At 65.6% G+C, this 12,404-nt stretch carries 10 protein-coding genes; 4 read left to right on the top strand and 6 right to left on the bottom strand.

Features of this window, described 5'->3' with window-relative positions:
- Nucleotides 1-68 precede the first annotated feature (68 nt).
- Entirely contained in the window at nt 69-2,450 is a 2,382-nt protein-coding gene (locus LOC59_RS16290; RefSeq protein WP_229973129.1) for an alpha/beta fold hydrolase, read from the bottom strand.
- A 243-nt stretch (nt 2,451-2,693) separates the two neighbouring features.
- Between LOC59_RS16290 and LOC59_RS16295 the strand changes: the two genes are divergently transcribed.
- Nucleotides 2,694-3,635 (top strand): helix-turn-helix domain-containing protein, encoded by a 942-nt coding sequence (locus LOC59_RS16295; protein WP_229973130.1) that lies wholly within the window; start codon nt 2,694-2,696, stop codon nt 3,633-3,635.
- A 98-nt stretch (nt 3,636-3,733) separates the two neighbouring features.
- Here the strand turns inward: LOC59_RS16295 and LOC59_RS16300 are convergent, their stop codons facing one another.
- From LOC59_RS16300 to LOC59_RS16315, 4 genes are all read right to left on the bottom strand, one after another.
- Nucleotides 3,734-4,231: an ASCH domain-containing protein gene (locus LOC59_RS16300; RefSeq protein WP_229973232.1), complete on the bottom strand. Its 498-nt coding sequence runs from the start codon at nt 4,229-4,231 to the stop codon at nt 3,734-3,736.
- A gap of 83 nt (nt 4,232-4,314) precedes the next feature.
- Nucleotides 4,315-5,082, bottom strand: a complete 768-nt coding sequence (locus LOC59_RS16305) for a class II glutamine amidotransferase (RefSeq protein WP_331460484.1) — start codon at nt 5,080-5,082, stop codon at nt 4,315-4,317.
- Nucleotides 5,083-5,486: 404 nt separating this feature from the next.
- Nucleotides 5,487-7,133: an FAD-binding protein gene (locus tag LOC59_RS16310; RefSeq protein WP_229973134.1), complete on the bottom strand. Its 1,647-nt coding sequence runs from the start codon at nt 7,131-7,133 to the stop codon at nt 5,487-5,489.
- Nucleotide 7,134: 1 nt separating this feature from the next.
- Entirely contained in the window at nt 7,135-7,962 is an 828-nt protein-coding gene (locus LOC59_RS16315) for an SDR family NAD(P)-dependent oxidoreductase (RefSeq protein ID WP_227896311.1), read from the bottom strand.
- Nucleotides 7,963-8,044: 82 nt separating this feature from the next.
- Here LOC59_RS16315 and LOC59_RS16320 point away from each other — a divergent pair, with 82 nt between their 5' ends.
- From LOC59_RS16320 to LOC59_RS16330, 3 genes are read left to right on the top strand one after another with little or no spacing between them, the layout of a single operon-like run.
- Entirely contained in the window at nt 8,045-8,638 is a 594-nt protein-coding gene (locus tag LOC59_RS16320; protein ID WP_227896312.1) for an acyl-CoA-like ligand-binding transcription factor, read from the top strand.
- Nucleotides 8,639-8,687: 49 nt separating this feature from the next.
- A complete protein-coding gene (locus tag LOC59_RS16325; protein ID WP_229973136.1) occupies nt 8,688-9,599 on the top strand; it encodes a hypothetical protein in 912 nt (303 codons plus the stop codon).
- Nucleotides 9,600-9,642: 43 nt separating this feature from the next.
- Nucleotides 9,643-10,983, top strand: coding sequence for an APC family permease (locus LOC59_RS16330; protein WP_229973138.1), 1,341 nt, complete (start codon nt 9,643-9,645; stop codon nt 10,981-10,983).
- Between the two features lie 64 nt (nt 10,984-11,047).
- Here the strand turns inward: LOC59_RS16330 and LOC59_RS16335 are convergent, their stop codons facing one another.
- On the bottom strand, nt 11,048-12,355 hold the full coding sequence (locus LOC59_RS16335; protein WP_227916932.1) for an MFS transporter: 1,308 nt from the start codon (nt 12,353-12,355) through the stop codon (nt 11,048-11,050).
- Nucleotides 12,356-12,404: the final 49 nt, after the last annotated feature.

Below are 12,404 nucleotides of genomic sequence, written 5' to 3' on the forward strand. Positions count from 1 at the left end.
TGCCAGCCGGCAGGCGGGCGGGACAGCGTCCCTGGGCGAGCCGGCAGGCGGGCGCTGCCGGCCGCGGGTTAGGCGCTGCTTTCCCCGGCAGGCGTGAGGTTGGCCTGGGTCTCGGCCCAGAACCCGGTGATGAGCTTCGCGAACTCCTCAGCCCGCTCGATCTGCGGCATGTGGCCGGTGTCGCTGAAGGCGTGCGTGATGGCGTGCGGGAGCTGCCCTGCCGCGGCGGCGAGGTGGGTGAACGGGAAGATCTTGTCCTGCTCGCCCCAGATGACAAGGGTTGGCACCCGGCTGGCGGTCAAATCCTCCATCAGCTCCCGGCGCCACTCTGCACGAGTGCCGCGGATCGTGCCAAGCGCCGCGGCCGTGTCCAGAAATACCCGGGTGCCGTGCGGCCGGGAGGCCAGGCGGTGGCCGAGCTGCACGCGCTCGTCAGTGACCAGCTCCGGGTCATGGAACAGGCTCAGCTCCAGCCTTCGCGCCGAGGCGGGGCTGGGCTTGCCCATGAGTATTTTGCCCAACGGCCGGAATGACATCAGGCGTACCGGCAGAGCAACTTCCCGCCCAAAGCCGGCACTGTTTGCGAGCACCAGGCTGCGCACCCGGTGGGGGGACTGCGCCGCCAGCTGCATCACGACGGCGCCGCCCAGGGAGTTGCCGGCGAAGTGGGCCGGCTCCGTGATGCCTGCCTCGTCAAGGAAGGTTTCGAGGAACTGCGCAAGCGCGGGCAGCGAGTAGGCTCCATCCAACGGCTCGGATTCGCCGTACCCCGCGAGGTCCACGCTGATCACCCGGTACCCCTGGCCGGAGAGCAGCTCGTGCTGCTCGTTCCAATCTTCGAGACTGCGGCCAATGCCGTGCACCAGGACGACGGGCGTGCCCTCCCCCTCGTCGCGGTAACGGACCTGTCCCCCTCGCACCACCGCGAACTTCTCGTGGGGAGCCTGCAGCTCCGCGGCCCCCGCGCGCGGGGCGCGGGCACCGCCGTCGTTCCGGCGCTGAAAGACCATGTTCCCGTCTTCGAGCCGGCGGCCGCTGAACAGCCGGATGTCCTTCATATAGTTCTGGTGCAGCCGCCACGGCACGCGGGAGCCTTGCTTGGCCATCTCACTCACACCGCGGCGGATATAGCCGGCGTCCAGGTCCAGGAACGGGCTGGCGGTTTCACCTGCGGGAGTGACCGGGGCCGCGGACACGTAGCCGTTCGCGTCCAGATGCTGCAGCAGGCGGCAGGCGTAGCGGCTGACCAGGTCAGCCTTCAGCGTCCAGGAGTTGTTGGTGTATCCGCTGACCATATTCAGGTTGGGAACACCGGAGAGCATCATGCCTTTGTAGGCGAACCGCTCCCCGATGTTGACCGTCTCGCCATCGACGCTCAACGTCATTCCACCGAGCCAACGCAGGTTCAGCCCGGTGGCGGTCACGATGATGTCGGCCGGCAGCTGCTCACCGGATTCAAGTTCGACGCCGGTCTCCGTGAAGGAGCGGATCCCTCCGGTGACGATCGATGCGTGGCCATCGCGCAGCGTCGTGAACAGGTCACCGTCAGGTACGGCACACACCCTCTGGTCCCACGGGTTGTACGGCGGATTGAAGTGCGTGTCGACGTCGTAGCCAGCCGGAAGCTGCTTGATGGCGTCCTTACGGATCTTCGCGCGGACCACATCCGGCTTGCTGCGGCTCAGGGAGTACAGCAGGTGCCGGCTCAGCATGTTCTTCCAGCGCAGCACCGGATAGGCCACCGAGGTGGGCAGCACGCGCCGCAGGACATCGGCCAGCGGGTCCACTGCGGGGACGGAGGCGATGTAGGTGGGGGTGCGCTGGAGCATGGTCACGTGCTCCGCCTTCGCCGCGAGGTTCGGCACCAGCGTTACAGCCGTGGCTCCGCTGCCGATGACGACAACCCGCTTGCCCTCCCAGTCCAGATCCTCGGGCCAGTGCTGGGGATGCACTACCTGCCCGGCGAAGCGGTCCTCACCCTCGAACGCCGGCTTGTATCCCTCCTCATAGCTGTAGTAGCCGGTGGCTGCGATGACCCATGAGGCGGTAAAAACGCGGGTTTCCCCCGTGTCGGTCCGCTCTGCGGTCACGGTCCAGCGCGCCTTGGCCGCGGACCAGTGCGCGGACAGGATCCGGTGGTGGAACCGGATGTTCCCCGTGATCCCGTACTCGTCCGCGGTCTCCTCGACGTAGCGCCTGATCGATTCCCCGTCGGAGATGGCCTTCGGTTCCGTCCACGGCTTGAAGCCATATCCGAAGGTGTACATGTCTGAATCGGAGCGGATACCGGGGTAACGGAACAGGTCCCAGGTTCCGCCAATGGCACCGCGCGATTCCAGGACGGCGTACCGCTTCCCGGGGCACTCCCGAACCAGGTGCGCGGCGGCACCAATGCCGGACAGGCCGGCGCCGATGATCAGGACGTCTACGTGCTCGGTGGCCTCAGCCATCGTCTCTCCTTTGAAACAAGTGCTCTGGATGCGGCCCCGCCTGAGTGTGGAGATTCGGCCTCGAGCCGTCCGCAGCCAACCGCGTATGATCTAAATCACATTAGGCTGGCTTCATGGCCCACCGCATGACTGTCCATGCAGCCCGCCTTGCCAGTTTGTGCAATAGCTGAATGCCTGCTGCGGGGCCATCCACCAGGTGAGCAGTGGTCACAAGTCCAACGAAGATGCCACGGGAGGTGATTCATGACTGCCGCGCAGACTTGGTCAACCGAGGCCCTGCCTGAGAAGGTCCGGTTTGGGGCGTGGGCGGAGAAGATGCGCGCACTGCACATGGACTGGGACCTCTCCACGTCACTGGAGGACAGCTACGCCGCCCGCATCCGCCACCGGAAGACCCGGCAAGTGCAGGTTGCAGACGTGCACTGTGCAGCGTTTGCGGGCCAGTATTCCCCCTCCCCAGGCACTCCTGTGGTGGTGGGGATCCAGCTGCAGCTCAGCGGCCGGCTAACGTGCACCTACGGAGACGACCAATTCGTCATCGAGCCGGGCGATCTGTTCGTCTGGGACAGCATTCGCGGAGGCACTTTCGACAGCACCGGTCAGCAGCGCCAGGTCTCATTGCTCATCCCGGCAACGTTTGTCCCGCAGGCCATTGCATCAACCCTCGGAGAGAGCCGCCCGCTCGCGGCGCGCCCGGGAGCCGGCTTGCTTTCCATCGCTGCGGACCAGCTCCGCGGACTTGCCCGCGAGATGGACCGCCTGAGCGATGAGGCGATAAACCGGACAGTGAGCAGCCTCCTCGATCTCCTCGACACGGCGGTGGTCCCCCTTCAGGGCGCGGCCGCCGGGGAGCGCGCTGCACTCTTATCCAGGATCCAGGAATACATTCTGGAACATCTGGGCGACCGGCGGATGTCGGTCAGCTCCGTGGCCGCGGCCCACGGAGTCTCGGTTCGAACTCTGCATCTGGTCTTCTCTGAGTCGGGGGCCTCCGCGGCGCGGTGGACGCGCCAGCAGCGGCTGGAACGCTGCCGGCGTGAGCTGGCGGACGCCACCGGCTCCACGACGGTTACTGAAGTCGCCTTCAGATGGGGCTTCAGCGACACAGCGCACTTCAGCCGCGCTTTCAAGCAGGAATTTGGGGTCCCTCCGACGGCGGTCATGCCCAAGCGTGGCCAGCGGTGAGGTAGCGGCGGAGTCTGTGCGGTCATGCCAGGCAGGCTCGGTGCTGTGAAAGACGCCGGGCGTTGGTTCGGTGCCGTACCAGCCGATACGTAACGTCGCTACGCTCGGGCCGCAAGGTCAGTGGACCACAGAACCTGGGGAAGGTCTGCGTGCCGGGTCGGCCAGACCACGGTGAACCGTTCGAAGACTATTTCGTCGGCTTCAGACCATTCCCGTCCCCGAGCCGCTGATACCCGCGCCCAGTAGCGGCGGTGCTCACGCTGCCAGCTCTCCAGGCTCTGATCGTCTTCGCCTTCGTCCCTGGCAAACGCGGCATCAGCACTTTGGAAGGATCCCAGCCGCAGTTCGGTCGTGCGGAGGATGATCCGGGGCGTGCCGGTTCCGTCGCACGCTATCCAGTGGGAGCCGATCCGGGGTACCGAGTCTCCCCGGGCGAGGAAGTCGGCGACGAGTTCCGACGTCGCGCGTTTCCGTCCGCTGAGGACGTGGGCGAGGAGCTCGTCGGCCAGCCTCCGTGTATCCCCGAAATGCTCCACGGTGTATTCCGGGCACGCGGCCACCGCGTTCGGGTGTGCGGCAGCGTAGTCCTGCCACATTCGAAGGGCTGCGTCCTCATCGGGCTGGTTTACGGGCTGGGATTCCACCTGCCCATAATGTCAGGTGCTCCGCGTGTTCGACCTCAGACTGCCGCAACAATCGGAGCCGCGGGCACAAACGGGTACAGCTCCTGCTCAGCTCCGTGGACGACGACGCACGTCGCGTCCGGCACGGCCTGCCAGGCGCCGTGGAGGTCGCCGAGCGGTTCGGAGACCACCAGCCGGGAATCCTCGGAGAGTTTGCCGAGCAGCTCATGCTCCGGATACTGCGCCTGCAGCGTCGCGACGTCGCTGCTGACGAAGAGGGACCGCGAGTCCCCCTCAGTGGAGTAGCGGAACGCCCAGGTTGTCTCGCCGTCTGTGGTTGCAACCGTCATCTGCACGGGGTGTTCGACGCCGCGGCGCCGGCCGGCGTCTTCAATGAACGCCACCGCCTCGGCTACCGCAGCCCGCGGGTCCTCCTCCAGGCCGAAAGTCAGCGCGAGGTAGAAGAACATCTCGGAGTCCGTTGATCCTTCGATCTCCGGATAGAGGTTGGGGTCCACTGCCATGGCCATATCGCGCTTAACCTTCGGGAAGTCCGCGAGCACACCGTTGTGCATCCAGAGCCACTTTCCGTGGCGGAACGGATGGCAGTTGGTTTGCTGAATGGCGGTGCCGGTGGTGGCGCGGATATGCGCGAAGACCCGGCCCGCGGAGGCCTGTGCTGCGAGCTCGCGCAGGTTGCGGTCATGCCAGGCAGGCTCGGTGCTGTGAAAGACGCCGGGAGTTGGTTCGGTGCCGTACCAGCCGACGCCGAACCCGTCTCCATTGGTGGTCTCGACACCCATGCGCGAGTGCTTGCTCTGCATTACCAGGGAGTTGACGGGTTTATAGAGAAGGTCATCCAATCGGACGGGGGAACCGGAATAGGCTAGCCAGCGACACATGTCGGCTCCTTCGGATCAGGCCGGATTTCCAAACCGGCGGTCCGAGGGGTGGGCTTCACGTAACGTCGCTACGCTCGGGCCGCAAGGTCAGTGGACCACACAACCAGGGGAAGATCCATGGTTCCCCGTAACTGTCCACGGGGTCCTGAGGCCTTCGGCTTGAACCTTCGGGGAGATAACGCAGTTTGAGGGCCCTCCGCTGAAACCTCCGGGGAGATAACGCTGTTCTGGAGCGCTGCAGGCAGCGTTATCTCCCCGAAGGTTGAGCCGGAAACCGGCTAAGTAGCGTTATCTCCCCGAAGGTTGCACCACTGCAACCTGAGCAGTCACTTGACCGGGCGGTCTTCTTCGAGAACGCTCGGCACGCCAGTGGCATCAGCGAGGAGCGACGCCGCGTGCGCACCGGCCCGGCGTCCGCTGAAGACACAGTCGGCCAGGGACAGCCCGCTGATGTAACTGTTGGAGCAGACTCCGACTGCCGTGCGCCCGGCGGCGTACAGGCCAGGGATGGCGGAACCGTCCTCGCGCTTCACCAGTCCGGTCTGCCCCTCGACCACCAGCCCGCCCAGGGTCAGGCCGGGAATCGGCGAAAAGGGTGACGCGTCGTCGGAGATGTTCACCGCGTAGAACGGGGCCTTGGTGACGGGATGGCACACGTCGGCTTCCTTGTGCGCGGGGTCGCCGGCATCCGAAGCGATTCCGGAGTTGTACGCGGCGACCGTTTCCATCATTGCTGCCGGGTCAACACCGGTCTTCGCGGCGAGCGCCTCGAGGGTGCGGGCACGTGTGTGGCCGAGCGTGAAGGTGAACGCTGCCGTGAGCTTGTGGAAGATCTGGGTCTGGGTCCAGAACTGCCGGCGGGCCTTCTTCCAGTTGTCGGCGTCGTAGACTGCCCAGCCCTTGCCTCCGAACTGGCGCATGAGCACGTTTCCGTGCGTGGCCCCGTAGAGATCTTCGTTGGCGATGCGGCGGCCGTTGAGGCCAACGGTCACCCCTTCGATGAAGGCGCTGGGCGGGGAAAGGAACCGCCATGCCGTGACATTGCCCATTTTCGCGGTTGTGCCGCCTGCGTCCATGCCCATCTGGATGCCGCTGCCGTCGTCGCCGGGTGTACCGAGCGGCGAGATTTTCGTGAACTCCGGCGCATGCTTGGCCACCCACTCCTTGTTGTAGATAAAGCCGCCTGCAGACAGGATCACCGTGGAGGCATGGGCTTCGCGCTCCACCGCCCCTTCCTCCCAGATGCGTGCAATACGCTCCGTGGTTCCCTTGACCAGATCCGGTGCCCAGTTGCCGATTTTGGCCGAGCCCTTCGTCATCCGCCGGTGGCGTGCGGCGCCAGGGTGGGACTGCTCGAGCACGCGGTATTTCACGCCGCTGACTGCGCCGTCGTTCATGATGAGGCCGGTGACCCTGGCAATCGGGATGAACCGTACCCCTTTCCGCATGGCTGACTCGGCGAGGTGGGTCCACAGGACCTTCCCCGAGGCGAGGCCCTTGGCTACCGCCCGGTGTCCGCGTGGAGCGGGCGTGGCCGTTTCCCGGTAGGGATGCGCTTTTTCGTTCCCGGAGAAATACAGGTAGTGCTTGTCGGTCGGGTAGGACGTTTTATAAGGCGCGACGGCGCTGCCAAAGGACACGCCTTGGCGCTCCAGCCACGGGATCATCCCGGCGCTTTCCTGGCAGAAGCGGCGCAGTGTTGCCTCGTCGACGGCGTCCCCGGCTTCCTGCCGGAGGTAGGCGAAAAGGTTTTCGGGACTGTCGGCGTAGCCGGCCTCGGTTTGGTACCGGGTGCCGCCGCCGGCATACACCACTCCGCCGGACAGCGCGCTGGCGCCGCCGCCGTAGGAGCTGTCCAATACGAGGACGCGGGCACCACCGTCCGCTGCCTCAATCGCTGCGGCGGCGCCGGCGACGCCGAAGCCAACGATGACGACGTCGTAATCCTGGTCAGTGTTGTTTCGCGGTGTCACGTTAGATCGTCTCCCCGGCGTCGGCGAGCAGGACGCTGCCGGTCATGATGGCGGACAGGTCACTGGCGGCAAAGAGGACAACGCGGGCAATGTCATCCGGGGTGCCGGTGCGCCCGATCAGGCTCTGGTTCATGACGTCCATCTCCGGCAGTTCGATTCCCGCCGCGGCTGCCTGCTCCATCATGGCCGTGGCCATCGCCATATTGCCTTCGGTCGGGACGTAGCTCGGAGCAACGCCGAGGACGCGGATGCCCAGCGGCGCGAATTCCAGGGCCATTGCCTTCGTCATGCCGCGGACAGCATGTTTTGAGCTCACGTATGCGGAAAGGCCGGGCGCGGGCGCCTGGAAACCTGCGGTGGAAACTATGTTGACGATGACCCCTCCGCGGCCGGCCATCTGCTTCACTGCTTCGCGGGCCCCCAGGAAGGTGCCGCGGGTGTTCACTGCGTACACCTGGTCCCAGGCCTGAACCGACATGTCCGGCACCGGCACGCTGGGGAAGAGGCCGGCGTTGTTGACCCACACAGTGATGGCGCCGATCGCGGCGGCGGCTTCATCGGCGCCTGCCGCTACGGACTCTTCATCCGTGACGTCCATTCGCACGCCCACGGCCGTGACTCCGTACCGCTCCCCAATGGATCGGGCGGCCTCGGCGGCAAGGTCAAGGTTCAGGTCGGCGAGGGCGACGTTGGCGCCGGCTTCGGCGAGCCGCTCGGCGATTGCCCGGCCCAGCCCCTGCGCGCCACCGGTAATGAGTGCCGCGCGTCCCTTCAAGGCAATCAGATCGGCAATGGGTTGTGCGGACACATCGGGAAAAGGAAAAGACACAGTGACCTCCTTGGCACGTGCACGGATAGTTATGTCACGGTATGCCATAACTCTGTTCCTGCCTAGTGGCTAGGCTAGGCGGATGGAGCACAACAGACCGCGGATCGGCCGGCCGCCCCTTGCCGACCCGGAAGTACTGCGGTCGAGGCTGCTCGGGTTCATTGATCGGGCGGGCTACGACCAGGCGTCAATGGGATCGCTCGCTGCGGAAGTCGGGATGAGCGTGCGCACGCTGCACCGCTACTTCCCCGCCAAAGCCGACATTGTCTGGGGCGGGATCGAATCGTCGATTGAGACGCTCACGCGGGAACTCGATAACGCCGACGACGGTCTTCCGGTCTTCGAGGCAGTAGCCGGCGCCGTCGCACGGGTTTTCGACCAGAACGCCGAGGACCTCACGGTCATGCGTGTTCGGCTCCGGCTGATAGCACTCACCCCCGAGCTCCGGGCCAACCAATCTGCCACGTTCGAGGCCTGGCGCCACGCCATCATAGGGTTCGTAGCGCGGCGCCGCGGCGAAGACGCACGGGGGCTCGTCGCCGTCACCGCCGGGACGGCAGTGCACACAGCAATCCTCGAAGCGCTCAGCTGGTGGGCACTGCACAGCGAGGCCACCGACCCGGCAGCCACCATTGCAGCAGCACTTTCCGGACTGGGTGCACTGAGCGTGTCCTAGCCGGGCGGGCGGGCACGGGGGAATGCCGCCGTCGCCCTACGATTGGACGGTGAGTGTCGCCGAAGCCAAGAGACAACAGCGGAAGAAAGACCAGCGGAACCTGCTGATGTTCCGCGCCGGCATGGTAGGTCTTCTGCTGGGAATGTTCGGCTGGATGGTCCGCAGCAGCCTCCTGGAAGCCTCAGTGTTCCTGGCCATCGGTGCGGCCTACTCGTTCCTTGTTTGGCGCGTCGCTTCGCAGTCGGTCAGGGCTGTCACCGTGATGTCCTGGTCCCTCATGGTGAACTTCTGGACCCTGATCTCAATTGACAACCAGCATCTCCTGGCTGTGCCCGCTTCGGGCCCGTGGTTCGTCGGGATCCTCGCGGGCGGCATGGCAGCGGGCTCCGTGTGGCTGGGCCCGCACGCCGGAGCGGAGTTCGCGCCGAAGAACAAGCGCAGGCCCGACGCCGACGGCAAGTATTCCGGCGGTCGGCGGCTCGCGCTGATCAACGGTGCCTGTGCAGCCTTGCTGCTCGGAATAGGAACGGCCGCGATTGTCCTGCTGTCGCCCCCGATGCCCGCCGGTGCAGTCCTCGTGGCCTCGTTCTTCGCCGGCTGGATGCTGTTTCGGTTTCCACCGGCGTTGCCGGCCAGGAACGGCCTGGTGCTGCTGGGCACACCCGCGGTCTTCGTCGTGCTGGTGATCCTGGGTGGCACCCTGGGCCTGGTGGCCCTCCCCTATTCGTGGGCGTACGGCGTCATGGCGGGGATCCTGATTGGCGGACGGCATTGGGCCGGGGACCGGCTCGGTGCTCCGCGGCCGCCGTTCAACTCGCAGCACAAGCGTCGCCGCCGCAGGAAACCACGCAAGAAGCGCAGCACACCGTCAGGCGGCCGTTCGCAGCCGCACCTACCGGCTCAGCCGTTCCGGGCAGCCGCAATCGGAGGACTGAAAGACAAAGCAGGCTCCGGAAGATAAAGATTCTCTTGCGCTGGGATGGCAAACGAATTCCAATAGCCCAATGACAAAAGATTCCGGCTCGGAGGCGTCAAAACCAGAAACTGGGCTGAAGCGGGCAGTTGGTACGCCGCTCCTGTTCGCGTTCATCGTTGGCGACACTCTCGGTGCCGGCATCTACACCCTGGTGGGCACCATGGCCTCGGATATCGGTGGCGCAATCTGGATACCCCTGCTGATCGCACTGGTCGTTGCACTGCTCACAGCCGCGACGTACGCCGAGCTGATCACCAAATACCCGCACGCTGGCGGCGCCGCGCGTTACGTTGACCGGGCCTTCGGCATCCCCTATCTGTCCTTCCTCGTCGGATTCCTGATGATGGCCTCAGGAATCACCACAGCCGCTACCCTCGCGAACGCCTTCGCGGGCGACTACCTGGCAGCCCTCATCGATGTGCCTGCCGCCCCGGCAGCGGTCGTGTTCATCCTCCTGCTGACGCTGATCAACCTGCGCGGCGTCCGGGAGTCCCTTACTGCCAACCTCGTTGCGTCCATCATCGAGGTCAGCGGTCTCGTCATCGTCATTTTCGTCGCCGCCGTCGTCCTCACCTCGGGGAACGGGGAGCCCTCCCGGCTCCTTGAATTCGCACCGGATATACCGCCCCTCGAAGGCGCCTTCGCCGCATCGATCGTGGCCTTCTTCTCCTTCCTCGGCTTCGAGGCGGCGGCAAACATGGCCGAGGAAGTGCGCAACCCGTCCAAGTCCTACCCCCGTGCGCTGTTCGGTGCCATCAGCACCGCAGGGCTGGTCTATCTCCTCATCGCCCTCGGCGCGGTTATCGTCCTGCCCCCGGCAGAGCTGGCCGAGTCCACCGGACCCCTGCTCGACGTCGTCGCTGCCAGCGGCGTCGGCATCCCGCCCTGGCTGTTCAGCCTCATCGCCCTGATCGCCATTGCCAACGGAGCGCTGCTGTTCATGGTCATGGCCAGCCGCGTGGGCTACGGATTGGCGGAAGCAGAACTGCTTCCCCGTGCCTTTAGCCGCGTGCTGCCGGGCCGCCGCACGCCCTGGGTTTCCATCGTGGTCATTGCCGGATTGACGATCGTCCTCGCACTGACCGGGAACGTTGCCTCCCTGGCTGAAACCACCGTGCTGCTTCTGCTCCTGGTGTTCCTGTCCGCCAACGTCAGCGTCATCGTCCTCAAGAAGGACAAAGTCGAACACGACCACTTCACGGCGCCCAGATTCGTGCCGGTCCTCGCGATCATTGCGAGCATCGTGCTCCTGACGCAGCAGACCGGGCCCATCTGGCTAGGCTCCGCCGCCTACGTCGTGGTCGGGTCCCTGTTGTTCCTCGCCGCCCGGGCCCGGCGCAAACGCGAGCAGCGGGTGAGCGCCGACTGACTTGCTCCCCCGGGCCGCGGTCGACACCGTTCAGCCGGTGCGGCCACGGCCCGGGGGTTCCGCCCTAGTTGCGGGAGCTGCTGAAGCGGCGGCCCTGGTCGAAGGCGGCTCCGGCGAAGACCAAGAGTCCGGCCACCACCAGGACAACGCCGACGCCGGTGGTCGAGTTCGTGGGTGAGGCCACCACCATGGACAGCGCCCCGAGCGGAGCCAGGCCGCCCGCAATGGCGGTGCCGATCTCCCGGCTGGTGCCCACCCCGGTGCTGCGGGCTTCCGTGGCAAACTGCCGGCTCAGGAAGGCTCCCTGCGCGGAGAACATCATCGGCGCCAGGATGCCGGTGCCAATGCCGATGGCCACATACACGGCCCAGGACTCGCCTGTCTGCAGCAGGGCCAGGAAGGGGAAAGCAAACACGGCTGCCAGCACGCCGCCGCCAATGATGACGGTCTTGCTGCTGAGCTTGTCGCAGAGCCGCCCGAAGATGGGCACGGTGATCACGGCAACAATGCCTGCGATGAGGATGGCCAGGGAGTTGACGTTGGCGCTGATGCCCTGGAATTCACGAAGGTAGGCCACGGAGAACGTCTTGAAAATGTAGCTGATGGCGTTGTACCCGATGGCGACGATCAGGACCACCAGCAGGCCGCGCCAGTGATCGCGGAAGACCGTGCGCAACGTCTGCTTGGGCCGCTCGGCGGCAGCTTTCTCGTACTCGGGGGACTCCGGCATGGTCCGGCGGACCCACAGGCCGATCATCACCAGGACAATGCTGGCGATGAAGGGGATGCGCCAGCCGCCGTTGATCAGGAACTCGTCGCCGTTGAGGCTGAGCAGGAAGATCGTCAAAGAGGACAGGACCAGACCGAGGTTCAGGCCCAGGGCAGGCCAGGCACCCTGCGAGCCGCGCTTGCCGGGACGGGCGTGCTCGTAGGAGACCACAGCAGCACCGGCGTATTCAGCTCCGGCGCCCATGCCCTGCAGGATGCGCAGGACCACCAGCATCGCCGGCGCCCAGTAGCCGATCTGCTGATAGGTGGGCAGGAAACCGATGGCCGCAGTCGTGGCGCCCATCAGGGAGAAGGTGACCACCAGGGTTTTCTTCCGGCCGAGCCGGTCACCCATTTGGCCGAAGATGATGCCGCCGATAGGACGGGCAATGAATCCGATCGCGAAGGTGGCAAAGGCCTGCAGGGTGGCAGTCTGGCTGTTGCCGGCGGGGAAGAAGACCTGCCCGAAGACGATCGAAGCCATCGTGGCGTAAAGGTAGAAGTCGTACCATTCCACGGTGGTGCCCACGATCGTCGCGGTGGCCACGCGCCGCAGGCGGCTCTTTTCCTCCAGTGGAGTTTCGGCTTGCAATTGAGCAGTCACAAAAAATACCTGTTTCTAGGACGGCAGGACTTGGCCTGCCGGGGGATTG

The sequence above is a fragment of the Arthrobacter sp. zg-Y916 genome, from assembly GCF_020907385.1.
Classification (GTDB): Bacteria; Actinomycetota; Actinomycetes; order Actinomycetales; family Micrococcaceae; genus Arthrobacter_B; species Arthrobacter_B caoxuetaonis.